This window comes from Streptomyces sp. NBC_00669, assembly GCF_036226785.1.
Classification (GTDB): domain Bacteria; phylum Actinomycetota; class Actinomycetes; order Streptomycetales; family Streptomycetaceae; genus Actinacidiphila.
In genome coordinates this window covers 8928505-8954563 of record NZ_CP109018.1, presented here as the reverse complement: position 1 = coordinate 8954563, position 26059 = coordinate 8928505, and the positions used below count along the sequence as shown (strand labels likewise).

Sequence of the window (26059 nt, the reverse complement as noted above, 5' to 3'; positions counted from 1 at the left end):
CGCGGGGCGGGTGTTGGCCCCCTCGGCCCGGGCTCGCCGGCGGGCACCGCGCCGGGCGTCGACATCGTCGGCTCGCAGGGCACGACGTGGCACGGTTACGCGGGATGCGCGGGGAGGTAGCCGAGCAGTTCCGCGTTGACCGCGTCGGGGCGTTCGAGATAGCCGATGTGGCCGCAGTCGGGGATCTCGACGTAGCGGGAGCCGGGCAGGGCCGCGGCGAGTTCGCGGGTGAGCCGGGGGCGGACCACGAGGTCGTCGGCGAAGGCGACGACGAGGCAGGGGCGGCTGACGCGGCGGTAGGCGGCGAGCCGGTCGGGGATCAGGGCGAGGTCGAGCTGCGCGCGGGCGGCGACGGTGTCGGGAAGGGCGAGCTCGAACAGGCTCAGCCAGTCCGTGAGCCGGCCGGCGTCCTCCAGGGTTCGGGGCGAGAGGTTCTGGAGGGCGTGGCGGTGGGCCGCGACCTCGGGCGGAAGCCGCACACCGCTGTCGGCGAGTGCGAGGTCCGCCGCGGTCCCGGCGGCGATCAGCGCGTCCGTCCGCCCGCTGCCGGCCATCAGGACGGCCCGGTCGACGAGTTCGGGCCGGGCGACGACGAGTTCCTGGACGATGATCGCGCCCAGCGAGTGCCCGACCAGCCGGCACGGCCCGGCGCCGAGGTGCTCGATCAGCCCCGCGACGTCGGCGACCATGTCGGCGAGGGTGAACGAGCCGGGGGCGGCCGGCTCCGGGCCGAGGCCCCGGTTGTCGAGCGTGATCACCCGGTGGCCGGCCCCGGTCAGCGCCGGTACCTGGTGGGCGCGCCACACCCGGCCCGGCGCGCCGGTGCCGGCCACCAGCACCACGGGCGGCGCTGCGGGCGCGCCGAACTCCTCGTACGCGAGGCTCCTGCCGTTGATCCGCGCGGTCGGCACCCTCTCACCCGCTCCCGGCCGCGAACCGGCCGACCTTGCCGATGACGTCCTCGCCGTAGATCCGCAGCGCCTGCTGGAGGGCGAACTCGGCCATGTAGGCGCGAAATCCGTCCTCCGGTTCCTCGGCGAGGTGGAGCATCCGGCGGTTGGCGAGGACGGCCTCGCCATCGAGGCGGTCCAGGCCGCGTTCGATCGCGGCGTCCATCTCCTCGGGCTCGACGACCTCGTCGACCAGCAGCCGGGCCGCCGGCTCCGCCGCCCGGACGCGGCGGCCACCGAGGATGACCTGCCGGGCCAGGCGCGGGCCGGCGAACCGGGTGAGGCGGAAGTTGGCGGCGCCGGGGACGATGCCTTCCTTGGCGGCGGGCAGGCTGAAGTACGCGTCCGAGGCGGCGATGACATGGTCGAAGACCAGCAGCATCTGCATGCCGCCGCCGATCGCGAAGCCGTCGACCGCGGCCAGCCAGGGTTTGGCCGCGTGCCGGGTGTGCCACGTCCCGGTGCCGCCGAGGTCACCGGCCTGGATGCCGTGGGCGAGCTTGCGCAGGTAGCCGAGCTCGCGGCGGAGCAGGAAGTCGACCAGCGAGATGCCGCCGGAGCTGAGGCTCTTGAGGTTGATGCCGGCGCAGAAGATCCGCCTGCCTCGGTAGCGGGGGTGGGCCATCTCGCCGCCGCGCACCAGGCCGACCCGGATGGCCGGGTCGAGCAGGGCGAGGTCGACGGCGGTCTCCATGTCGTCGACCTGCCGGCCGTCCTCGGCGTTGAGCCGGTCGTCCCGGCAGAGCGTCAGCCGGGCGACGCCGTCGCGGCGTTCGAGGTGGACGGACTCCGTCCGGAGCACCCCGGTGCGCCGGAACTCGGGGAGCAGCAGGGTCGCGCGGGCGGTGGGGCGGAGCATCGCGTCGAGCAGGTGCGGGCCGGCGACGGGCGAGCGGAGCACCGCGCGCAGCAGGATGCCCTGGTCGATCTCGTGGCCTTCCTTGTCGGCCTGGGGCCGGGCGCGCTCCTCGGCCATCCGCTCGGGCGTCGGGACGAGGCCGGGGAAGGCGGCCGCGGCCGCCTCGACCAGTTCGTCCAGGCGCAGCGCGCGGGTGAGGCCGTCGGTGAGGTGCGCGTAGACGGCGTCCACGTGAGCGTCGAGGAAGCGCGAGCGCGCGGCGCGGGCGGTGTCCTTCGCCGCGTCGGCGGCCTCGCGAGCGGCGGGGCCGCGGCCGGCCGGGCTGGGCAGCCCGGCGAGCACGCGGTCGGCCTCGGCGGCGGCCGCGGTGACGGTCACCGCGGCGGCCTCGGCGGCGCTCACGGTGACGGTCACGGCAGTGGCCTCGGCGGCGGCCGCGGTGACGGTCTCGGCGGCGGCCTGGGTGGCGGGGCGCACGCCGGGAAGGTCCGGTACCCGGGTGGACTCCGGCGAGCGGCCCGGGGGGACGCCGGTCACGCCGGCTCCCGCGCGGCGCGGCGCAGGGCACGGTCGCAGGCGGCCAGGTGGGAGCCGAGCGCGTCTTCGAAGGAGGTCGTCGCGTCGTCGAGGAGGAGCTGGCGGCGGACGGCCAGTTCGCTGCCGCCGCCGTCGCCGTAGCGCAGGACCAGGTCGGCCAGGGCGCGGTCCGGGTCGTCCGACACCTCGTCGGCCAGGCCCAGGGCAAGGGCCTCCTCGGCACCGATGGGGTCGCCGAACAGGACGGCGCGGCGGGCGCGGCCGGCGCCGAGGAGGCGGACCAGCCGGAAGGCGGCCATACCGGGCCAGGTGGCCTCGCCGTCGGCGGGCAGCGTCAGCCGCGTGCCGGGTGACACGACGCGCAGGTCGGCGGCGAGGAGGGCGTCGAGGGCGCAGCCGCCGGTGTCGCCCGCGGCGACGGCCACGGTCACGGCGGGAAGCCGCTCGAAGCGGCGCAGGGTGCGCTCCCACTTGGTGACGACGGCGGTGTCCAGGCCGGTCACCCAGTCGGGGTCGGGCATGCCGGCGACCCGCAGCACGGCGACCGCGCCGGGCCCGGTGTCCTCCACCCGGTCGCAGAGATCGGCGAGTTCCTTGACGGCCACCGCCGTCGGCGGCCGTCGGCCGTCCACGGCCAGGGTCAGGGCCGGCGCTTCGTCCACGGTCTTGTCTCCCGTCACCACTTCACCAGCACCGTTTCGAGGGTCGATCCCGGACCCATGGTCATCAGCACTCCGTAGTCGCCGGGTTCGGCGGCTTTCTCGTCGAGCAGCCGCTCGTAGGAGAAGAGGAACGACCCGCTCGACACGTTGCCGTAGTCCCGCAGCACGCCGACGGTGTGCCGCAGGTCGTGGCGGGTGAGGCCGATGTTGACGACGACCGAGTCGATGACCTTCTTGCCGCCGGAGTGCACCAGCCAGTGCCGGATGTCGGCGCGGCGCAGTCCGGTGCCCGCGAGCAGCCGGTCGATGACGATCTCGGCGTGCGCGCCCACCACGTAGGGCACCTGCGGGTCGAGGTAGAAGCTGAACCGCTCCAGGTCGCGGTCCCAGTCGTAGCGCATCGCGCCCACGGCCTCGGGGATGATGCAGCTCGCGAACTTCAGGAGGGTGGGGCCCTCGCCGCCGGCGACGCCGTCCTCCGCGGGGCCCGAACGCAGGGCGACCGCGCCCGCGCCGTCGCCGAACAGGCTGTTGACGACCGCGGTACGCATGGTGGAGTCCATGGCGTACGCGGCGGAGCACGCCTCGGTGCAGAGCACCACGGCGAGTTCGCCGGGGTGGGCGGCCGACCAGCCGGCCACCACGTTCAGGGCGTTGAGGCCGGCGTTGCAGCCCATGCCGACGATGTCGCTGCGGGAGCAGTGCCGGTCGATGCCGAGTTCGCGGATGAGCAGCGCGCTGATGCCCGGGGTGAGGAAGCCGGTGGAGGTCACGCAGCACAGGTGGCGCAGGTCGGAGAGTTCGGCGCCGGCCCGCTTGAGGCAGGCGCGCAGCGCCTCGGCGCCCATCTCGATCGCCGATCTCCTGTGCTTGTCCAGCAGGTCGCCCTGCGTCTCGGGGCTGCGGACGCCGTCGGGGCCGGGGTCGGGGAGGGTCAGGTAACGCCGTTCGATGGCGCTGTTGCGGAAGACGGAGCCGATCCTGGGGTCGGTGATCGCGAAGGCGTCGAGGACCTCCTGCTGGGAGTAGGAGGTCGGGGACACCGCGGTGCCCACACCGATGATGCGCGGCCGGTACGCGGCGGTGACGACGCCTTCGCCGGCCTCCAGCGTGATGGTCATCGGAAGGTCCACCCCCACATCCGGCGCTTGGCGCACGGACGTTGGCGTGATATCGGCGTCGTGCCGAGTTCTCTCACGGTTCTCACCCTTTCGGGACGGTCGGGAAAATGCTGTGCTACGGGATTCTGGTGACGTCGGGGAGGTCTTCGTCCGCCGCGCTCTGCGCCTCGATGAAATCGCCGAGCCGCGCCGTGCCCTCCTCGATTTCCGCTGTCGTCAGATAACTGGTGGACAGGCGGAGGGCGCGCTCGCCGCCGCCGTTCGGATAGAAGTAGCTCATGGGTGTCCACAGCACGCCGAATTTCTCGGCGGAGCGGGCAAGTGCCGTGTTGTCGGCCCGGAAAGGGACCTGGACGCTGAGGAAGAAGCCGCCGCTGGGCTCGTTCCAGTGGACGCCCAGTGCCTCGCGGCGCGGTGCCGTGAGGCGGGCGTCGAGACAGCGCAGCGTGGTGCGCATGGCGTCGCCGTAGTAGGCGGCGGGTTCGGCGTTGAGCGAGGAGATCCGGCCGTCCGCGGCGAGCAGGGCGCCGGCCACGACGGCCTGGCTGAGCGAGGGGGTGTTGACCGTCACCATGCTCTTGATGCGGGTGAGTTCGTCGGCGAGCAGGCCGCCGCCGCCCTCGTCGTCGCGCACCTCCTGGTCGGCGACGGCGAAGCCGACGCGGGCACCGGGGAAGACCGTCTTGGAGTACGAGCCGAGGTGGACCACGCTCCGGGCCCGGTCGAGGGCCTTGAGGGTGGGCAGTTGCTCCCCGGGGCTCACCCGCCGGTAGGGGCTGTCCTCGATGATCAGGATGCCGTGCCGTTCGGCGGCGTCGAGGAGCCGGGTGCGCGTGTCCAGGTCCATGGTGTGCCCGGAGGGGTTGGAGTGGTCCGGGATGGCGTACAGCGCGCGGGGCCGCCGGCCGGCGGCCCGCTCGCGGGCGATGACGGCCTCCAGTTCCGCGCAGGAGAAGCCGTCCTCCCCCTCGTCGACCGGGACGACGGTCGCGCCCAGCAGCCGCGACGCGCCGGTGATGCCCGAGTAGCAGGGGCTGGCCGCCAGCAGGACGTCCTCGGGGCGGGCGATGAGGGCACGCACCACCAGCAGCATGGCCTCCTGCGCGCCGACCGTGACGACGATCGACTCGGGCGGCACGTCGATGTCCTCGTCGGCGCGGAGCGAGTCGGCGATGATGCCGCGGATCTGGCCGGCGGTGGGGCCGTACTGGTAGAGCGCGGTACGGACCTCGGCGGGGGTACGGCCCTGGGCGGCGAGGTGGTCGAGGTAGCCGCGGAGGTGGTCGAAGATCTGCTCGACGTCGAAGAAGCCGTCGTAGGGGCGGCCGGGCGCGAAGGAGATGGCGTCCGGGTAGCGGTGCGTGATCTCGTTCAGGAACGTCATGGTGTCCAGGACGGGATCGCTGACGCAGGCGTGCAACTCCGCCCGGCGCAGCGGAAGACCGCGCGGAGCGGCCGTAGGAACTGTCGACGCTGTTGCGGACTCGGGCACGGACACGGTTCACCCCCGGTGGGAATCCATGGCGCCTGAAGACCCGGAAATACCTACGTCTTTCGCGCCGATTTCAGCGCCAGCATCACACGGTTCCCATCGCGGTAACAACATGTCCAAGGGGCCGGAATTGCCGGTTGGACGAGGCACGTCGAAGAACGCGGGAGACCGATAGACTCGGCTTTTCTCGACCATTTTCACCACAGCGCCGCAGAAACGTGCGAGCGGTGCCGGAAGATCGGCTGCGCGGCGCCCTTCAATTCCCCCGCGTCCGCCGGCGTCGGTCCTTTCCGGTGGTCGCACGGACGGACCCGCGCTGCCGGGACAGGTCCGTCCGTTTCCTGCGTGCTGCCGGGATCGGCCTCGCCGTGGTGCGGGGATCAGCCCGCCGAGGCGGCGATGTCCCGCCTCACACGTGTCGCGAAGTCCTCCCACATCTCGGCGACCTCGACGGCGAGGTCGGCGACGATGCCGCTGCAGTGCGGCGGGACGTTGCCGATGATCGCCTCCCACTCCTCCTCCCGGACCGCGTGGATCGCCAGCAGCCGCAGCAGGGTGCGGCCGGTCTCGGAGAAGCGCAGCGCCGGGTCGGCGGTCAGCCGCTTCACCAGGACGACGCGGTCGGGCGCCGCGTCCGCACGGGCCCGGCGCACGGCGCGGGCCAGCCGCAGGGTGGCGGGTTCCGTATGCGGGGTCCGGGCGGGCCGCGACGCGGAGTCGGACTCGGACTCGGACTGCACGTGGACCTTGACCTGGACAGGGATCGTGGGCACCAGCTCGGAGTCCTCGTGCGGGTCGGGCTCGGCGTCCTGGTCACGGCGGTACGAGCGGGGCAGCAGCGGCTCCCCGTTCCTCAGCCGGTTGCGCACGTCGCGCGCGGTCTCCGGGGAGATTCCGGCGGCGCGGGCGACCTGACGCAGTGACAGTTCCGGTTGCTCGGTGAGCAGTTCGCCGGCCCGCAGGCGGCCGGCACTGCCGTTGAGCGGGCGCATGCGGCCGTCCTGGCCGAGCCGCCGCTCGTCCGGGTCGGCGGTACCCGGTGCCAGGCGTCGCCGGATCTCGCTGACGGTGCCGGGCGCGATGCCGGTGACGGTGGCCACTCTGCGGTCGGACCAGTGGGGGTGGGAGTCGATGATCCGTTCCGCGGCGCGCTGGCGGTCGGCCAGGGCGAGCGGTAAGCCGTGCGTGACGTTCAGTTGGACCGCGAGGACGAAGGCGGCCGACTCGTCGCCCTCGAAGAAGCGGGCGGCGATGGTGGTGTCCCCGCGCAGCCGGGCCGCGCGCAGCCGATGGAAACCGTCGATGACGCGCATCGTGGGACGGTGGACGATGATCGGCGGCAGCGGGTTCGACGCGGCCGCGAGTATCTCGACGTGCTCCTGTCTCTCGCCCGCCAGCCGGGGCGAGCCGGCCAGCCGTAATGCGTCGACTTCTACTTCTGTCACAGCCTGTTGATCGATGAATCCCCCGGACTCCACCCCGACTCCTCACCTGCCCCCTGCCGTGGCGACGGGCAGCTCTTTCGTCAGCGAGAGAGGAACTTCTTCAGCTGAACCATCCGTCCGCGGGATCATTGCTGCTCAGGGTCGAACGCCGCCCTCTCCCCCGATTCGGCATCCAACACCACAAACATCCCCCGTCGTGGATGAGTCCGAACGTAACAGCCCGTCAGATCGTTAGAAACCCCCTGTTACCAGTGGGGTGACGGCTCAGTGAAGAGGTTGGCCGGGTACGACGAAGCGGTGCCCGCGACGCCGTCGGGCGCGTCACGGACACCGCTCAGGGGGCGGGCTCAGCGGAACCGTGGTCCGCCCGGTCCGCCCGGACCACCCGGACCTCCCGGGCCGCCCGGACCCGAACCACCGGGACCGCCGGGACCACCAGGGCCACCGGGACCGAAGACGACCGGGCCGGGGCCGCCGCCGCCAGGGCCGGGACCGCCGGGACCGGGCCCCCCGCCAGGTCCGAAGAAGACCGGCGCGGGACCGGGGCCGCCCACCGGTTCCGGCACCCGCCGCTCCGGCAGGTCCTCGACCTCGTAGTCGCCCTCGTACGCGGTGTCGGAGTCGGCGTCGGGGCCGTCGGCGAGGGCGCGTCCGGCGAACTGGGTGCGGTGGAGTTCGGCGTACAGACCGCCGAGCGCGAGCAGTTCGTCGTGGGTGCCGCGCTCCACGATCCGCCCCTGGTCCAGGACGATGATCTGGTCGGCGTCCCGGATGGTGGACAGGCGGTGCGCGATCACCAGCGAGGTCCGGCCCGCGAGCGCGGTCTTGAGGGCCTGCTGCAAGGCGGCCTCGGACTCGGAGTCGAGATGCGCGGTCGCCTCGTCGAGCACGACCACCGGCGGTGCCTTGAGCAGCAGCCGGGCCATGGCGATGCGCTGCTTCTCGCCACCGGAGAGCCGGTAGCCGCGGTCGCCGACCATGGTGTCGAGGCCGTCGGGCAGCGAGGCGACCAGCCGCCAGATCTGCGCGGCCCGGCAGGCGGCGACCAGTTCCTCCTCGGTGGCGTCCGGGCGGGCGTAGAGCAGGTTCTCCCGGATGGTGGTGTGCAGCAGGTGCCCGTCCTGGGTGACCATCCCGATCGTGTCGTTGAGCGACTCCAGCGTCAGGTCGCGCACGTCGTGGCCGTCGATGAGGACGGTGCCCTCCTCCGGGTCGTACAGCCGCGGCACCAGGTGGGTGATGGTGGTCTTGCCGGCCCCGGACGGGCCGACCAGCGCGGTGAGCTTGCCGGCCGGCACGGTGAAGCTGAGGTCACGCAACGCCCAGCTGTCGCCGTCGTGTTCGCGTGTCGGCGTGGCGAACTCCTCGAGGGAGGCCAGCGAGACGTCGGCGGGCCTGGGGTGGCGGAACGACACCCCGCGCAACTCGACGCCGGGCGCCGCGCCGCGGGTCGCGGCCGGCGGCAGCGCCACCGCGTCGGGCTTCTCGGTGACCAGCGGCTGGAGGTCGAGCACCTCGAAGAGCCGGTCGAAGCTGACGAGCGCGGTCATCGCGTCGGCCTGGGCGTTGGACAGCTGGCCCACCGGGCTCATCAGCCGGGTGAGCAGCGTGGTCAGCGCCACCAGGGTGCCGATCTCGAAGGTGCCGTGCACCGCCAGCACCCCGCCGACACCGTAGACCACGGCGGTGGCGATCGCGCCGATGAACATGGACGACAGGAAGAGCAGCTTCATCGCGACGGTGTTGCGGATGCCGATGTCGCGGCCGCGGCCGGCCAGCCGCGCGTAGCGGACGGTCTCCCGGTCCGGGCGGCTGTAGAGCTTGGCGAGCAGCGCGCCGGCGACGTTGAACCGCTCGTGCATGAGCGAGCCCATCTCGGCGTTGACCTGCATGTGCCGGCGGGCCAGGCCCTGCAGGCGGCGGCCGATGAGGCGGCCGGGGAGGATGAAGAACGGCACCAGCACCAGCGAGATCAAGGTGACCGTCCACGACAGGTAGAACATCGTGGCCAGCACGAAGACGACGGTCAGTCCGGAGGACACCACGGTGGAGAGCATCTGGGTGACCGCCTGCTGGGCACCGATCACGTCGGTGTTGAGCCGGCTCACCAGGGCGCCGGTCTGCGCGCGGGTGAAGAAGGCCAGCGACTGGCGCTGCACATGGTCGAAGACCTTCACGCGGAGGTCGTAGACCAGGCCCTCGCTGATCTTGGCGGAGAACCAGGTCTCGCCGAAGCCCACCATGACGGCCAGCAGGGCGACCGCGGCGACGGCGGCCGCGAGCCAGATCACGGTCCCGGTGTCGCGGGCCATGATGCCGTTGTCGATCAGGTACTTGAGCAGCAGGGGCGGAGCGACCGCGCAGGCGGCGTTCAGCGTGGTGCAGACCACGAGAAAGCCTATGGAGCGGCGGTGTCCGCGGGTGTACGGGATGATTCTCTTCGTCGTTCCGGGCTTCGCCCGCTGGCTGTTGTTCGAGGAATCCGGCCCGTCAGATCTGATCATGACCGGGCCGGGTCCGCCCATCATGGCCACAGGTACTCCCTGGGTCGCGTCGCTGCGGTCGGGCGGGCCACTAGCGGGCCGCCTCGGTCTCCCTCATCGCGTCGATGAGGCTCTGCGGACGGAGATCCGTCCAGTTCTCCTCCACATAGGCGAGGCACTCATTGCGCGAGGCTTCCCCGAAAACAAGCCGCCAGCCATTCGGAATTTCAGCGAATGACGGCCACAGCGAATGCTGGTTTTCCTTGTTGACGAGCACCAGAAAGGTCCCGTTTTCGTCATCGAACGGGTTGGCCATGACTGCTCCCGTGGATCGAATTCCCTTGGTGGATAACGAGACCCTAGCCGACCGATTCAGGCCGGAACAAGGTTTCCCATATCCGGAGGCAATCCACGCATATTGATATTGTTATTCCATCGGGCGGACGGAATCGCGACCAGTCTCACATGCCGGGCCGCCGGCGCGACAGCGTGTCCAACCGGCGATCCCGAGCGCTTGGACACCCGGGCGGCGCGACGCCCCCCATCCGCGGGGGTCGGTCAGGGGGCGCCGCAGTCTTGTCAACCCCTCGGGCCGGCCTGGTTAGTTGGTCGCGAGGGCCTCCGTCGGGGGCAGCCGGGCCGCGCGGACCGCGGGGTAGAAGCCGGCCAGGCCCCCGATGACGAGGGTGGCGGCCATGCCGCCGACCATGGCCCACAGCGGCACCAGCACCGCCCATCCCTTGTAGCTGGCGTAGCCGCCGGTCACCCCGATGCCCAGCAGCACCCCGCCCAGGCCGCCGAGCCCGGACAGCAGCAGCGCCTCGGCGAGGAACTGCACCCTGATCTGGCCGCGGGTGGCGCCGAGCGAGCGGCGCAGCCCGATCTCCGAGCGCCGCTCCAGCACCGAGATGACCATCGTGTTGGCCACCCCGACACCGCCGACCAGCAGCGCGACCCCGCCCAGGCCCACCAGCAGCCCGCTCAGCGCGCTGTCCGTCGCGTTCTTGGCGGCCAGCGCGTCGGAGGGACGGGAGACATTGACCTCGTTGGGGTCCTGCGGGGAGACCGTGGGGCCCAGCACGGCGTGGATCTTCTGGACGTCCGCGTCCTTCGCCCGCGTGTAGACCGTCGTCGGATAGCCGTCGAAGGACAGCTCCTTCTCCGCCACCGACCAGCCCACGAACGCCTGCGTGTCAAGGGCGGGCAGCAGTTGGTTGTCCGCCAGCAGTCCCACCACGGTGAACCAGTGGTTGCCGAGCCACACCTGCACGTCCGGCCCGGCCCGGTGAATCCCGAGGCTCTGCGCCGTCTCCGAACCCAGCACCACGGCCGGGTAGTTGCTGTTGGCGGCGTTGAGCCAGCGGCCGTCCACGATCTTCCCGCCGATGGAGCGCAGCAGGTCGGTACGCGCCGCGCTGACCGACAGGCCGCCGGACTCCACCGCCGGAATGTGGTCGTTGCGGTAGAGCTTCGCGCTCGTGGTGCCCGTCGCGGAGACCGAGACCACCTCCGGCCGGTTCGCGATCATCGCGACGGAGTCCTTGGACAGGTGCGCGGACGCGCCGGTCATGGTGGTGCCCGGGGCGACGGTGAGCAGATTGGTGCCGAGCGCGGCCAGTTTCTTGTTCAGGTCGTTCGTCGAGGAGGTGGAGATGCCCACCACGCCGATCATCGCCGCGATCCCGATCGCGATGCCCAGGGCGGACAGGAAGACCCGCATGGGCCGCGAGCGCAGGCCCCAGCCGCCCACCCGGGCCACGTCGGCCAGGCCCATCCGGGCCGGCCGGGGCCGTGGCGGCGGGGGCAACTGCGCCCAGGGACGGCCCGGTTCGGCCGGTTGCGTCAGATCCGTCGTGCTCATCGCTCCACCCCCGTGGGCTGCAGTGCCCCGGCCGCGGCCGCCGTCCCCGGGTCGTACTCGATACGGCCGTCCCGCAGCCTGACCTCGCGCGGCAGGGACGCCGCGATGTCGCGGTCGTGGGTGATGACGACCACCGTCGTCCCGGCCTCGTGCAGCTCGTGGAGCAGTTCCATCACCACCGTCCCGGAGCGGGAGTCCAGCGCACCGGTCGGCTCGTCGGCCAGCAGCAGCGGCGGGTTGCCGACCACCGCGCGGGCGATCGCCACCCGCTGCTTCTCACCGCCGGACAACTGCTGCGGCTCGTGGAAGAGCCGGTGCCCCAGGCCCACCCTGCGCAGCACCTCCTCGGCGGCCCGGCGCCGCTCGCGCCGCGGCCGCCCGCTGTACAGCAGACCGTCCGCCACGCTGTCAAGGGCGGGCACGCCGGAGGCGAGATGGAACTGCTGGAAGACGAAGCCGATGGTGCCGGCCCGCAGCGCGGACAGCTCGCGGTCGTTGAGGTCCTCCACGGCGTGGCCGACGATCGACACGGTTCCCGACGAGGGGAGGTCCAGCGTGCCCATGATGTTGAGCATGGTGGACTTGCCGGAGCCCGAGGGCCCGACGACCGCGAGCATCTCGCCGCGGTGGACCACCAGGTCCGCCGCTGTCAGGGCGGCCACGTCCTGGTACGACTTGCTGACTCCGGCCAGCTCGATCACCGGGTGGGCGGTGACGGTCACTTCGGCACCCCCACGACCGTGCCCGCGGTGATGCCGGCGCCGGAGACCTCGACCATGCCGTTGCCGAACACCCCGAGTCTGACCGTGCGGTACTCGGTCTTCGTCCCGGTCACGACCTCGACCGCGTAGCCGCCGTGCGGCAGCGCGAACAGGGCGCTGATCGGCACCGCCAGGACGTTCTGGCGCGTCTCGGAGGCGAAGTCGACACTGACGGAGGCGGCCTGGTAGGTGCCGAGCTTCTTGGTGTCGGTGACCCGCAGCTCCACCGGGATGGTCGCGTTCGAGGAGCCCGAGTCCGAGTCCGCGGAACCGGACGAGCCGCCGGCGGACGAGGAACCCGAGTCCGAGCCCCCGGAGTTGTTCGCCGACGTCGGCGTGCCGATGTCCGTCACCACGGCGGTCACCGTGGTGTTGTCCGGCAGCGTGACCGTGCTCTGTCCGCCCTTCCTCGCCAGGTCCGCGTACTGCACGGGCAGGTCCACGGAGATGACCCGATCGGTGCCCGTCCAGGTGAGCACCTGCCCGGAGAGGGTGTCGCCGATGGAGAGCCCGGCCTTGGCGACCCGCCGCGCGCCGGAGGTCACCACCGCGTCGCCGACCTGCACCTCGCCGGTCTTCGGACGGCCCAGCTTCCCCTGCCACTTCTCGACGGCGGCGGCCGTGTTCGCGTCGTAGCTGTCGTCGACCGTGAAGCCCCGGTAGCCGAGCGCGTGGAGGTTCTGCTCCAGCATCTTGACGTCGCTCCCGCTGCTGCCGGACTTCAACGTCCGGTACAGCGGCACCGAGCCGTACAGCAGCGGCACGGTTTCCTGGTCCACCTTGTAGACCGGCTCCCCGCGGGTGATGGTGTCGCCGTCGGAGGGCATCCATGTGACGATCCCGGCGGACGTGGTGCCGCCGGACTGCGTGGAGCCGCCGCCCTGCGTGGGGCCGCCGGACCGCGCCGAGCCGGACGACGACCCGGACGAGGACCCGGACGACGGCGGGGCCTGCACGGCCGAGGTGTCGCCGTATCCGAGCTGCCCGTCCATGGTCTGGGAGCTGGTCAGCGTCGTGCGCTGCACCTTCGCGGTGGCGGGCGGCCCGGACGGCGCCGACGTGGCGGCATTGTCGCTCCCACCGCCGAACACGCCGGCGGCGGCGCCACCCGCGGCCGCGGCGGCCACCGCCGCACACGCGACGATCAGCGTGATGCGCGCGCGGCGGCGCCGCCGGTGGCCGCCCGCGGGCGATCGTGGCTCCACGGCGTCCCCGCCCCCGCCCCCGTCGAAGGAGGTGAGGTCTCCGCCCAGGGGCTCCAACTCTGCGCCCGCCGGGTCCTCGGCGGACCTCCGCGCGACGATCCCCTCGTCCTGGCTGGTCACTGTTGCGGCCCCATCGAGAAGGCGAGCATCCCCCCGGGCCGGATGCTGTAGCAGGCCGCCGCGGCCTTGGCGAACTTGGGATCGTCCCGCCCGGTCACGCCGGCCGCGTTGGCGTCGATGATGATCGCGTCACCGTTCACCTGGGGGTCCGGGAAGTTGGGCAGGCCGTTCTGGCGGAGGCACTTCGCCCATGCCGCGACCTTCGTCGCGTCGAAGGGCCGGGTGCCGGCGGCATTTCCGGCGTTGCCCTGGTACAGCAGGTTCTGGCAGGCCGCCTGGGCCGATTTGAAGGTCGTCGAGGTCTGGTCGACGCTCTTGGGGACGACCACCTTCATGCCGCCCGAGCTGGCCTGGTCCGGGTCGGGGAAGTTCGAGACGCCGTGCTCGCGCATGCACTTCGCGTAGGCGACGCCCGCATTGTTCGTGTTGCTCGTGCTGCTCGACGAAGTGTGGTCGGAGCCGGGAATGTCGCCGGACGCGGACGAGCCCGAATCCGAAGAGCACCCTACGACGAATATTCCGGCGGTCACCGCGGACAGTGTCAGCAGGAGTGGTCCGGCCACGCGCTTTCGATGGTAATTCGGCATGCAGCCAGTTCTACGGGGCGCCCGGTCACACCAGGGTTGCAACCGGGGCCCCGTTCACCGGTTCAGTCGGCCCGGTCCCGCCCGGCGCTTCCCGGCCCGTCGGACGGCACCAACTCGATCGCGGAGACGGGGCAGCGGGACGCGGCCGCGCGCAGCGCCGGCAGCGCCTCCGGCCCCGCCTCACGCACGCGCGGCAGCACCAGACCGTCCTCCTCCGACTGCTCGAAGAACTCCGGTTCGAAGAGCGCGCAGGCACCCGAGCCCACGCAGCTGCCGCGGTCCACCCGAATCCCGACCCGCGCCGCGTCTTCCACCGGCCTCACCAGAGGACCGGCAGCGTCTCGACGCCGAACTGCGGCGCCAGCAGCCGGAAGCGCAGCTCCTCCGCCCCGGCGCCGAGCCGCAGGCCGGGGAACCGCTCCAGCAGCCCGGTGAACGCGACGCGCAACTGGAGCCGTGCCAGCGCCGCGCCCAGGCAGAAGTGGACGCCGTAGCCCAGTGCCAGGTGGCTGCCGGGTTCCCGGGTGATGTCCAGGCCGTCCGCGGCACCGCCGTCACCGCCGTCACCGCCGCTGCCGCCGTCACCAGCGCCGTCATCGCCGCCGCCGTACGGGCAGCGGTTCGCGGCGAACACCGAGCACGACACCACCTCGCCGGCCTTGATCACCTCACCGCCGATCTCCACGTCCACCAGCGCCGTGCGCGGCGAGACCGCCGCCACCACCGACGTGTACCGCATCAGTTCCTCCACCGCCCGGTCCATCAGCTCGGGCCGCTCCCGCAGCAGGGCCAACTGCTCGGGATGGCACAGCAGCGCCAGGGTCCCCAGGGCGATCGTCTCCGACGTGTTCTCCAGCGAGCCGTTGGCGACGCTCTCGCAGATCCCGATCAGCTCCTCGTCCGACACCGCGTCCCCGTGCTCCCGGATCAGCGCCCCGGCCAGGCCCTCGCCCGGATCACGGCGCTGCGCCGCGACCAGCTTCCGGAAGTGCCCGATGTACTCCGACGTCGCCGAGTCACGGCGGGGGCTGTACCGGGAAACACGGTGATCGGCGAGACGGGACAGCTCGGGCAGGTCGTCCCGCGGCAGGCCGAGCAACTCGGCGAGGACCAGACCGGAGACCGGCCGGGCGAAGTGCCGCATCAGGTCGGCGGGCCTGCCCGCCCGCTCCAGCACGTCCAGGCGCCGCGCCACGATCCGCGTCATCATCGGCTCCAGCGTCTTCATCCGGCGCACCGTGAACATCGGCGCCACCAGTCGCCGTAACCGGGCGTGCTGCTCCCCGTCGGTCTGCAGCAGGCTCCCCGGGTGCGGATCGGGCCTGTGGCCGTCCTGTTCCGGGGGCGGCATGCTGGAGAACCGCTCGGCGTCGGCGAGGATCTGCCGTACCAGCTCGCGGTCGGTCACGAACCACTGAGGCATCCCTCCCGGGCGCCCGAACAGCGGCTTGCGCGCACTGATCTCCAGGAGTTCCGGCACCGGGTCCAGCATGTTCCGGCGCTTGTCGATCGGGATGTCGAACGACTGCGTCATGCGAGTCCTACCTTTCTGACACGGATGTGTCGTCGGCCCCGGGTTCGGGCGAACCCGTCACGAGCCGGTCCGCGACCGCCCGGCCGACGGCCGCGGCGTGCGCGCCCCGAAGCATCCCGGCGTGGTCGGCGGCGATCTCCAACCCCTCGATACGGCCGGCGATGTACCGCTCCCAGGCCGTGCGCGCCGTCGCGAGCGACATGCCGGCCGGATCACCCTCGGTGGCCAGGAACAGCAGCGCGCCACCGCCGAACCGACGGGGGGTGTACGCCTGCGCCAGCCGGAACAGGTACTGCCTCGTCTCCTCCATGTTCAGCGAGAACGCATCGGCCGGAGCGTTCACCACTCCCGAACCGTCGAGCAGGGCCCGCCCCTCCTGGTCCGCGCGGCCGTCGCCGCGGACCCGCGTCCCGGCCTCCCCCTCGCCGGCCTCCCCCTCGCCGGCCTCCTCCGGACCGCCCACGCTGTCCCGGTGGTGTCCGCCGGGGAAGCCGTCGAGCAGGGCCAGCAGCGCGACCTGTTGGCCCTGCCGCTCCAGTTCCACGGCGATGGCCTGGGCCAGCACCGCGCCGAAGGACCAGCCGAGGAGCTGGTACGGCCCCTCGGGCTGCACCGACCGGATTCGGTCGACGTAGTCGGCCACCAGCGCGTCCACGCTGTCCGCCATCGCCCTGCGGTCGGCGAACCCGGGTGACTGGAGGCCGTAGACCGGCAGGTCCTCGGGCAGATGGCCGAGGAGCGCGGCGTAGCACCAGGCCAGGCCCGTGCTGTGGTGCAGGCAGAACAGCGGCGGGCGGGAGCCACCGCTGCGCAGCGGCAGCAGCGCGTCGAGGCCGTCGCCCCGCCGCCCGACGCGCCGCGGCGCCGTCGGACCGGCAACGCCGTCCGCCGCGGCGCGCGGCCGCACCAGCCCGTCCGCGCTCCACGCGGCACGCCGCCCGGTGCGCAGCATCAGGCCGCCACCGGACCCGAAGGGGTCGGCGACGAGGCTGCCCGCGGTGCGGGCCGGCGCGCCGGCATAGGCGCGGGCCAAGGACGGTCCCGCCACATACAGGTCGCCCGCCACGCCGACCGGGACCGGGCGAAGCCACTCGTCGAGGACGTAGGCACGGGCGGTGCGGGGCAGGGGGATGACGGACCGCGCGGGCTCGACAGCGGGCTCGACAGCAGGCTCGGCGGCAGGCTCGGTGGCGGGCTCCACCGCGACGGTGCGGCCTCCGCGCAGCGCGGCCAGCAGCCCGACGAGCAGTTCGGTGACGGTCGCACGCGCGTCCAGGCGCACCGCGTCACCGGCCGACTCCGGCGGCGGGGAAGCCGCCTGACGGTCGATCACCCGGCCGAGCAGGGACCGGTGGTCCACCAGCTCGCCCACGAGCGTGCCGTCCGGCGCCCGCGCGGGCAGCACCACGGCCGGGTGGGACGGCAGCGGGTCCGGGACGGCGACGGCACGGCGCAGGCGCCTGCCCCCGGCCCGGATCGCGTCCTCCACCCGCAGCACCGTCACCGCCTCCGCCCCGGGGGCCCTTCCCGGCGCACCGGCCGCGGCGCCGCCCGACACGACGAGCGCGGCCGGGCGGGCGCAGCCCAGCGCGGCGGCCGCCGCCAGCGGGCCCTCGGGGCCGTCCGGGTCGGCGATCAGGCACGCGGCACCGGACCGGAGCACACCGAGCACGGCGACCGCCCAGCCGGTGCCGGGCCGCACCGCCACCACCACGACGTCGCCCGCGCCCGCCCCGCGCCGGTTCAGCCGCGCGGCGAGCCACGCCGTCGTACGGTCCAGGGAGTCGCGGCTGAGCAGGCCGTGCCGGTCCTGGACGGCCACGGCACGCGGGTCGCGGGTCGCCCATTCGGTGAGCGCGGGGAGCACGGTGCTGTCCGGGACACGGGCCGCGCCGCGGTTCCAGTCCTCGGTCAGCCGCCGCAGCTCCGACTCGCCGAGCAGGATGTCGATCTGGCTCAGTTTCAGTCCCGGGTGTGCCGCCACTTGCCCCAGGAGGCGGAGCAGCCGCCGCGCGAGGTCGACGGCGGTGGCCCGGTCGAACAGTTCCTCGGCGTACTCCAGGCTGCCGTCGAGGCCGTCCGGCCCGCCGTCGTCCCGGTGCCGGTCGGTCAGCCGGACCGTCAGGTCGTACGCCGACGCCGGAGCGCCGAGGTCGACCAGCGAGGCGTCCAGCCCCGGGACCGCCGGGACGTCCCACTTCGCCGCGCTGTCGTCCCGGATGTCCAGGACGACCTGGACCAGCGGATGCGGGTCGCCGGCTGCCTCGCCGCCGAGCCCCAGGGCCGCGGCGATACGCGCGAACGGAACGTCCCCGGACCGCTCCGCCTCCTCGGTGGCCTCCCGGACGCGGACGAGCACGGCCTGGAACGTCGGGTCGCCCGAGACGTCGGTGCGCAACGGGAGCAACCCGGCGAACGGGCCCATGGCGGCGTCGAGTTCGCCCTCGCCGGTCGGCCTGGGCCGCACGGCGCCGAGCGTCAGATCGGTGCCGGCCCCCATCCGGGCGAGCAGCATCGCGAGCCCGGCGTGCACGACGGCACCCGCGGTCACGCCGAGCGGTCGGGCCGTCTCCATCAGGCGGGCGTGCACCGCGGCCGGGACACGCAGCGGCACCGCGCCGGCCCGGTGGCTCGGCCGCTCGGGACGCGGCCGATCCGCGGGGAGGGCGGTGGCGGGCGGAGCGTCCGCCAGCGCGTCCTTCCAGTAGGCGATCTGGTCGCCGGCCACGCTCTCCTTCGTCTCCGCGCCCGCGAGCAGCCTGCTCTCCCACACCGCGTAGTCGGCGAACTGGAGCGTCAGGGGGGCGCGCTCCGTGGCGCGGCCCTCCCGGCGCGCGCCGTACGCCACGGAGAGGTCGCGCACGAGAGCGTCCCGGGAGGCGTCGTCGCCACCGATCCGGTGCAGGGCGAGGAGCAGGACGTGATCGGTGTCGGAGAGCGTGAACAGGCAGGACGCCCAGGGTGTTTCGCTTCCGAGGTCGAAGCGGCGGGCGGCGCGGGCGGCCAGGGCGGCGGGAAGTTCCTCCTCGGTCGCCGCGACGACCGGGAGCGCCGGGAGGACGGCGGGGTCGTCGGCGGCCAGAATCCGCTGGGTCAGCCCGCCGTCCTGGGTCTCGGCGAAGACCGTCCGCAGGATGTCGTGCCGTGCGGCAACGTCCGCAAGGGCCGCCCGCAGAGCGTCCCGGTCGAGCTCCCCGCGCAGGCGGAGGGCCACGGACGACTGGAGGGCCCGGGTGCGCGGGTTGGCCGCGGCACGCCGCCAGACGAGTCGCTGTCCGGCGGTCGCCGGCGCCTCGCCGTTCTCGCGCTCGACCGGGACCAGCGAGGGGCGCGACTTCGTGCCCAGGACGCGCGCCGCGCCGATCGGCGTCGGATCTCCGAAGAACTGCTTCAGGTTCAGCTCGGCGCCGGTCTCCGTGCGGACCCGGCCCGCGAGGTGCATCGCGAGCGCCGAATTGCCGCCCAGGTCGAAGAAGTTGCCGTCGGCGGCCACCCGGTCGACGCCCAGCACCGTGGCGAACAGGGTGCACAGCAGTGCCTCGGTCCCGGTCCGCGGAAGAAGGCCGGACCCGTCGCTCTCGGGGTCGGGGGCGGGGAGGGCGGCCCGGTCGATCTTGCCGTTGACGGTGAGGGGCAGGGCGTCGAGAACCACGACGGCGGAGGGGACCATGTAGTCCGGCAGACGGGTCGCGGCGAACTCGCGCACACGCGCGGCCTCGGGAATCCCGGTTCCGGGGTCCCTACCCTCGGCGGCTTCGTCCTCGGTGCCCCCGTCCTCGGTGGCTCCTCCGTCCTCGGGGCCGGCCGGAAGGACGTAGCCGACGATGCGCGGGTTGCCCGGGCGGTCCTCGCGGACCGTCGCAACGGCCGTCCTGATACCCGGGTGGGCGGCAAGGACCGCTTCCACCTCGCCGAGTTCGACGCGGAAGCCGCGGATCTTCACCTGCTCGTCCGCGCGCCCGACGAAGGCCAGTCGGCCGTCGCCGCCTGGCAGCCAACGGACCAGGTCCCCGGTGCGGTACATCCGGCCGCCGCCGCCGTCGCCGCCGAACGGGCATGCGACGAACCGTTCCGCCGTCAGGTCGGCCCGGTTGATGTAGCCGCGGGCAAGCCCTTCGCCCGCGATGTACAACTCACCTGTGACGCCTACGGGGACGGGACGCAGGTACGCGTCGAGGACGTAGGTACGGATGTTGGGCAGCGGACGACCGATCGCGGGTGCCGAGTCCTGACCGGTGATGCCCTCCTCCAACAGGACGGCGGTAGTGATGACGGTGGCCTCGGTCGGCCCGTACGTGTTCCACACCCGCGCGTTCTCACGCCACTTCGCCGCCAGGCCGGCCTCCAAGCGCTCCGCACCCAACACCCAGTTGGCCACCCCGGGAACCGCCTCCGGCTCCAACACCCCCAACAACGACGGCACGACGCTCGCCACGTCGACACCCGCCGCCCCGACCATCCGCGCCAACTGCGTACCGTCCAGCCGCTCTTCGGACGACGCCACCGCCAACGCCCCACCCCCGGCCAACGTCACCGCCACATCCAGCACCGCCGCGTCAAAACTGAACGACGCGAACTGCAACGCCACCACCCCCGCCTCGACACCCAGGACCGGACGCATCGCCGCCGCCAAATTCGCCACCGAAGCATGAGCCACCGCCACACCCTTCGGCCGCCCCGTCGACCCCGACGTATAGATCACATACGCCAACTGGTCAGAGACAACCTCAGGCAGACCGCCCCCATCACACCCCACCTCATCGAGCAGGACCGTCTCGACATCCGCCGACAGACGGCCGGCGGTCTCAGGCGTCACCAGCACCAACTCGGCGTCGCTGTCCGCCACCATGAACACCAGCCGCTCCGACGGGTACTCCGGGTCCAGCGGCACATACGCCCCACCGGCCTTCCACACCCCCAGGATCGCCACGACCATCTCAGCCCCGCGCGGAAGGCACAGCCCCACCCGCGACTCCCGACGCACGCCTCGGGCGACCAGCCCCCGCGCCAGAGCATCGGAGCGCGCATCCACCTCCGCATACGACAGCGCCCGACCCCCCGACCACAACGCCACCGCGTCCGGGCTCTCGGTCACCCACCCCCGGAAACGGTCCAGCACCGTGCCGAACTCAAGCGGCCGCGCCGTGGCATTCCACTCCTCCACGACCGCGAACCGCTCGGGCTCCTCCAGCAGGTCGAGGTCGCTCAGGCGCACCCGCGGATCGGCCGCCACCTGCTCCAACACCCGCACCAACCGCTCCACCAGCCGACGCACGGTCTCCTCGTCGAACAGGTCCACGGCGTAGAGGATGCCGCCGCCCAAACCAGCCGGGGCACCGCTGCCGGAACGGCGCTCGACCAGCGCGAGCGAGAGATCGAACCGGGCCGCCGGGTCATCCGCCGGCGGGACCTCCTCGACGGACAGCCCTTCGAGGTCCCAACGCGCCTCGGGCACGTTCTGGAGCGCCAGCATCACCTGGAACAACGGATTACGGGCGGCCGAACGGGCCGGGTTCAGCTCATCCACCAGCCGCTCGAACGGCACGTCCTGGTTCGCGTACGCCGCCAGGTCCGACTCACGAACACGCGCCAGCAGATCGCCGAACGACGGATCACCGGAAGCATCGGACCGCAGGACGAGCGTGTTGACGAAGAACCCCGCCAACTCCTCCACCAGCGCATCCGTCCGACCTGCCACCGGGGTGCCGACACAGACGTCCTCCCCGGCGCCCATCCGCGCCAGCAGCACGACCAACGCGGCATGCATCACCATGAACATCGTCGTCCCGCTCTGCGCGGCCAGCTCGACCAATCGCGCATGCGTGGCCGCGTCCACGTCCATCGGCACCGAACCGCTCCGGAACGAGGGCGCCGCGGGCCGCGGACGGTCGAACGGCAACACCGTCTCCTGCGGCGCCCCCGCCAACACCCCACGCCAGAAAGCAACCTGCCCCGCACCCGCGCTCTCCGGGTCGTCCAGCTCCCCCAGCACTTCCCGCTGCCACAGCGCGTAATCCGCGTACTGGACCGGCAACGGCTCCCAACCCGGCTCGGCACCCGACAAGCGGGCCCGATAGGCGGTCTGGAGATCCTTCGCCAGCACACCCATCGACCAGCCGTCCGTCGCGATGTGATGCGCCACCAGCGACAGAACCCACTCCTCCTCCGAAACTCTCAACAGCGTGGTCCGCCACGGCAGGTCGACCCGGACGTCGAAGCCCCACCGCGCCTCCCTTTGCATGAGCTCGCGCCAACGATCGCCGGCCTGCACCACCTGAAGCGGGGGACGTCCTTCCGCACCCTCGCGGATCTCCTGATACGGCACGCCCTCCACATCCGGGAAGACCGTCCGCAGACTCTCGTGACGGTCGGCGATATCGCCCAGCGCCGCCCTGAGCGCCTCGATGTCGAGACGCCCGGCAAGGCGCAGGGCGAAGGGCAGGTTGTAGGGAGCGGCCTCCGTGTCCTCGCTCCCGGCGTCCTCGAACCGGTTGAGGAACCACATGCGCTGCTGCGCGAACGACAGCGGCACCCGCTCCGGACGCTCCCAACGCCTCAACACCACGCCCGCCGACACCCCAGTGCTCTCGACCAGCCGCGCCACCCCCGCCACGGTCGGCTCCGCGAACACCTCACGGACACCGACCGACACCCCCAACGCCGACCGGATGCGCGCGATCAGACGCATCACCTTCAGCGAGTCACCGCCCAGTTCAAAGAAGCTCTCCTCCGCCCCGACCTGGTCCGCCGCCAGGTCCAGTACCTCTGCGAACAGGGTGCCCAGCGTCTCCTCGGTCGGGGTCGACGGCGCACGGCCGCCGTCCGCGGCACGCGCCGGCTCGGGCAGAGCGGCACGGTCGATCTTGCCGTTCACCGTCAACGGCAGGGCGTCCAGCAGCACCATGGCGGACGGCACCATGTAGTCCGGCAGCCGGGCGGCGGCGAACTCCCGCACCGCGTCGGTCCGCGGCTCCCGCCCGGTCGCGGGCAGCACGTAGCCGATCAGCCGCTGGTCGGTCACCACGGCCACGGCCGTCTTCACGTCCGGGTGGGCGGCCAACGCCGCCTCGACCTCGCCGAGTTCGACGCGGAACCCGCGGATCTTCACCTGCTCGTCGGCACGTCCGACGAACTCCAGCCGCCCGTCGGCCATCCAGCGCACGAGGTCACCGGTGCGGTACATCCGCTCGCCGTCCGCGCCGAACGGGCAGGCCACGAAGCGCTCCGCCGTCAGGTCCTGGCGACCGATGTACCCACGTGCCAGGCCGTCTCCGGCGATGTACAGCTCACCCACCACACCCACCGGCACAGGCCGCAGATACGCGTCCAGGACATGCGTGCGGACGTTGTCCAGCGAGCGGCCGATCGGCGGCGGCGCATCCTCGGCAGTGATGCCCCTGGGCAGCAGCGTCGCTGTGGAGATGACGGTGGCCTCGGTCGGCCCGTAGGTGTTCCACACCCGGGTTCGCGCCCGCCACTTGGCGGCAAGGCCGGACTCCAACCGCTCGGCGCCCAGCACCCAGTTGCCGACCCCCGCCACGTCCGCCGGCTCCAACACACCCAGCAGCGAGGGGACGACGCTCGCGACCTCGACACCGTAGGTCTCCACCATGGCGGTCAGGGCCGTCGGGTCGAGACGCTCCTCCGCCGAGGCGATCGCCAACGTACCCCCGGCCGCCAGCGTCACCGCGAGGTCCAGGACGGACGCGTCAAAGCTGAACGACGCGAACTGCAGCGCCGTCACGCCCGCCTCGACACCCAGGACCGGACGCATGGCGGTGGCCAGGTTCGCCACAGCCGCGTGGGCCACGGCGACGCCCTTCGGCCGCCCCGTCGAACCCGACGTATAGATGACGTACGCCAGCTGGTCGGCACCGACCTCCGGCAAGTCACCCGAAGCGCCGTCGAGTTCGTCGGCACGGGCAGTGGCGACCTCCTCCGGCAGTCGACCGGCGGTCTCGTCCGAGACGAGCACGAGCCCGGCACCGCTGTCGGCCACCACGAAAGCCAGACGGTCGGACGGGTACTCCGGGTCCAGCGGCACGTACGCCCCACCGGCCTTCCACACCGCCAGGATCGCCACCACCATCTCCACCCCGCGCGGCAGGCACAGCCCCACCCGCGACTCACGACCCACACCCCGCGCCACCAACCCCCGTGCGAGCGCGTCGGAAAGGGACTCCACTTCCGCGTACGTCAAGGAACGCCCGGCGGAGCCGAGCGCCACCGCTGTCGGCGTCAACGCGGCCCACTCACGGAACCGCTCCACGACGGTCGTGACATCGGCATCGCGTGCGGTGGCGTTCCGCTCGACCGCGACAGCGGTCCGCTCGGCCTCGTCCAGCACCTCGACGGCACTCAGCAGCAACTCCGGGTCGGCCGCGACCTGTTCCAGTACCCGGGCGAGGCGCTCGGCCAACCGGCGGACGGTCTCCTCGTCGAACAGATCGGCCGCGAACAGGATGCCGCCGCCCAGGCCGCCCGGTTCGCCGTCGGCGGTGCGGAACTCGTTCAGGGCCACCGACAGGTCGAATCGCGCGGCCGGGGCGGACGGGGGCGGGATCATCTCGACCGTCAGGTCGTCGAGGTCCCACTGCGCCTCGGGCACGCTCTGGAGTGCCAGCATCACCTGGAACAAGGGGCTGCGGGCCCCGGAGCGCGCCACGCCGAGTTCGTCGACGAGCCGCTCGAACGGCACGTCCTGGTTCGCGTACGCGGCCAGGTCGGCCTCGCGCACCCGCCGCAGCACCTCACGGAACGACGGGTCCCTCGTCACATCCGCCCGCAGGACAAGGGTGTTGACGAAGAACCCGGCCAGCCCCTCCAGGTGCACGTCCGACCGGCCGGCGACCGGGGTGCCGACACAGACGTCCTCACCGGCGCCCATCCGCGCCAGCAGCACCACCAGCGCGGCATGGACCACCATGAACATCGTCGCCTCGCCCCGCGCGGCCAGCTCCACCAACCGCGTGTGCGTCGCCGCATCCACGTCGATCGGCACCGCACCACTGCGGAAGGACGGCACCGCCGGACGCGGACGATCGAACGGCAACACGGTCTCCTGCGGCGCCCCCGCCAATGCGCGACGCCAATGCTCGACCTGCGCCGCACCCGCGCTCTCCGGGTCGTCCAGTTCGCCCAGCACTTCCCGCTGCCACAACGCGTAATCCGCGTACTGGACAGGAAGCGGCTCCCAGCCCGGCTCGGCACCCGACAAGCGGGCCCGGTAGGCGGTCTGGAGATCCTTCGCCAGCACACCCATCGACCAGCCGTCGGTCGCGATGTGATGCGCCACCAGCAGCAGAACCCACTCCGCCTCCGAGACCTTCAACAGCGTTGTGCGCCACGGCAGTTCAACCGCCAGGTCGAACCCGCGCCCCACCTCCTCCTGCATCAGCTCTTGCCAGCGATCGCCGGCCTGCACCACCTGAAGCGGAGGACGACCCTCCGCACCCGCACGGATCTCCTGATACGGCACGCCCTCCACATCCGGGAAGACCGTCCGCAGACTCTCGTGCCGATCCGCCACATCGCCCAACGCCGCCCCGAACGCCTCGACGTCGAGACCGCCCACGAGGCGCAACGCAAGAGGCATGTTGTACGCGGCGGCCCCCGCGCCGTCGATGTCCTCGCCCTCCATGCGGTTGAGGAACCACATCCGCTGCTGCGCGAACGAGAGCGGCACCCGCTCCGGACGCTCCCGCCGCGCCAACGCCACGACCGTCGACACCCCAGCAGCGTCGACCAGCCGCGCCACTCCCGCCACGGTCGGCTCCGCGAACACCTCCCGGACCCCGACCGACACGTCCAGCACCGAACGGATACGCGCGATCAACCGCATCACCAGCAGCGAATCACCACCCAGCTCGAAGAAGCCCTCCTCCGCACCCACGCCCTCCACGCCCAGCACCTCCGCGAACAACCCGCACAGGACCACTTCCGTAGGCGTCACCGGACCCCGGGAGCCACCGGCCCCGAGATCAGGGGCAGGAAGGGCGGCACGATCCACCTTCCCGTTCACCGTCAACGGGAAGGCATCGAGGACGACGACCGCTGACGGGACCATGTAGTCCGGCAGACGAGTGCCGGCGAACGTACGGAGGTCTTCGGCGTCCGCGTCCCCGACGACGTAACCGACCAGCCGTCCCTCCCGCACCATTGCCACGGCCTGGTCCACGCCGGGATAGGCGGCCAGGGCGGCCTCGACCTCGCCGAGTTCGATACGGAAGCCGCGGATCTTCACCTGCTCGTCCGCCCGCCCGACGAAGGTGAGTTGGCCGTCCGCGGTCCAGCGGACCAGATCCCCGGTCCGATACATCCGACCGCCACCGCCACCGTCGCTGCCGTCGCCGAACGGGCACGCCACGAACCGCTCCGCCGTCAGATCCGCACGCCCCGCATAACCCCGCGCCAAACCAACCCCCGACACATACAACTCACCC

At 72.5% G+C, this 26059-nt stretch carries 15 protein-coding genes (1 of these 15 cut by a window edge); all 15 read right to left on the bottom strand.

Annotated features, from left to right (window positions below):
- Positions 1–95: 95 nt before the first annotated feature.
- On the bottom strand, positions 96–911 hold the full coding sequence (locus OG896_RS37560) for an alpha/beta fold hydrolase (protein WP_329372637.1): 816 nt from the start codon (positions 909–911) through the stop codon (positions 96–98).
- A 4-nt stretch (positions 912–915) separates the two neighbouring features.
- Positions 916–2187 (bottom strand): (3,5-dihydroxyphenyl)acetyl-CoA 1,2-dioxygenase DpgC, encoded by a 1272-nt coding sequence (dpgC, locus tag OG896_RS37555; protein WP_443057287.1) that lies wholly within the window; start codon positions 2185–2187, stop codon positions 916–918.
- 155 nt (positions 2188–2342) lie between these two features.
- Positions 2343–3008 carry an enoyl-CoA-hydratase DpgB gene (gene dpgB, locus OG896_RS37550; protein ID WP_329372635.1) on the bottom strand — a complete coding sequence of 222 codons (666 nt, stop codon included), beginning with the start codon at positions 3006–3008 and terminating at the stop codon, positions 2343–2345.
- Positions 3009–3022: 14 nt separating this feature from the next.
- On the bottom strand, positions 3023–4129 hold the full coding sequence (dpgA, locus tag OG896_RS37545) for a 3,5-dihydroxyphenylacetyl-CoA synthase DpgA (RefSeq protein ID WP_329372633.1): 1107 nt from the start codon (positions 4127–4129) through the stop codon (positions 3023–3025).
- Between the two features lie 115 nt (positions 4130–4244).
- On the bottom strand, positions 4245–5513 hold the full coding sequence (locus OG896_RS37540; RefSeq protein WP_329372631.1) for an aminotransferase-like domain-containing protein: 1269 nt from the start codon (positions 5511–5513) through the stop codon (positions 4245–4247).
- A gap of 488 nt (positions 5514–6001) precedes the next feature.
- Positions 6002–7066, bottom strand: coding sequence for a ParB/RepB/Spo0J family partition protein (locus OG896_RS37535; protein WP_329372629.1), 1065 nt, complete (start codon positions 7064–7066; stop codon positions 6002–6004).
- 347 nt (positions 7067–7413) lie between these two features.
- Positions 7414–9570, bottom strand: coding sequence for an ABC transporter ATP-binding protein (locus OG896_RS37530; protein ID WP_329372627.1), 2157 nt, complete (start codon positions 9568–9570; stop codon positions 7414–7416).
- Between the two features lie 70 nt (positions 9571–9640).
- Positions 9641–9865: an MbtH family protein gene (locus tag OG896_RS37525; protein WP_329372624.1), complete on the bottom strand. Its 225-nt coding sequence runs from the start codon at positions 9863–9865 to the stop codon at positions 9641–9643.
- Positions 9866–10150: 285 nt separating this feature from the next.
- Positions 10151–11410, bottom strand: a complete 1260-nt coding sequence (locus OG896_RS37520) for an ABC transporter permease (RefSeq protein WP_402451375.1) — start codon at positions 11408–11410, stop codon at positions 10151–10153.
- On the bottom strand, positions 11407–12132 hold the full coding sequence (locus OG896_RS37515) for an ABC transporter ATP-binding protein (RefSeq protein ID WP_329372622.1): 726 nt from the start codon (positions 12130–12132) through the stop codon (positions 11407–11409). The genes OG896_RS37520 and OG896_RS37515 overlap by 4 nt, the downstream gene beginning before the upstream one ends.
- Positions 12129–13496, bottom strand: coding sequence for a peptidoglycan-binding protein (locus OG896_RS37510; RefSeq protein WP_329372620.1), 1368 nt, complete (start codon positions 13494–13496; stop codon positions 12129–12131). Before OG896_RS37510 ends, OG896_RS37515 begins: the two co-directional genes overlap by 4 nt.
- A complete protein-coding gene (locus OG896_RS37505) occupies positions 13493–14059 on the bottom strand; it encodes a hypothetical protein (RefSeq protein WP_329372618.1) in 567 nt (188 codons plus the stop codon). Before OG896_RS37505 ends, OG896_RS37510 begins: the two co-directional genes overlap by 4 nt.
- An 86-nt stretch (positions 14060–14145) precedes the next feature.
- Positions 14146–14397, bottom strand: a complete 252-nt coding sequence (locus tag OG896_RS37500) for a ferredoxin (protein ID WP_329372616.1) — start codon at positions 14395–14397, stop codon at positions 14146–14148.
- A 5-nt stretch (positions 14398–14402) separates the two neighbouring features.
- On the bottom strand, positions 14403–15617 hold the full coding sequence (locus OG896_RS37495; protein WP_329372614.1) for a cytochrome P450: 1215 nt from the start codon (positions 15615–15617) through the stop codon (positions 14403–14405).
- A 7-nt stretch (positions 15618–15624) separates the two neighbouring features.
- Positions 15625–26059: the 3' end of a non-ribosomal peptide synthase/polyketide synthase gene (locus OG896_RS37490; RefSeq protein ID WP_329372611.1), read on the bottom strand. 21371 nt of this gene lie beyond the right edge of the window; only the last 10435 of its 31806 coding nucleotides appear in the window; its start codon lies beyond the right edge, outside the window — the gene reads right to left on this strand; the stop codon is at positions 15625–15627.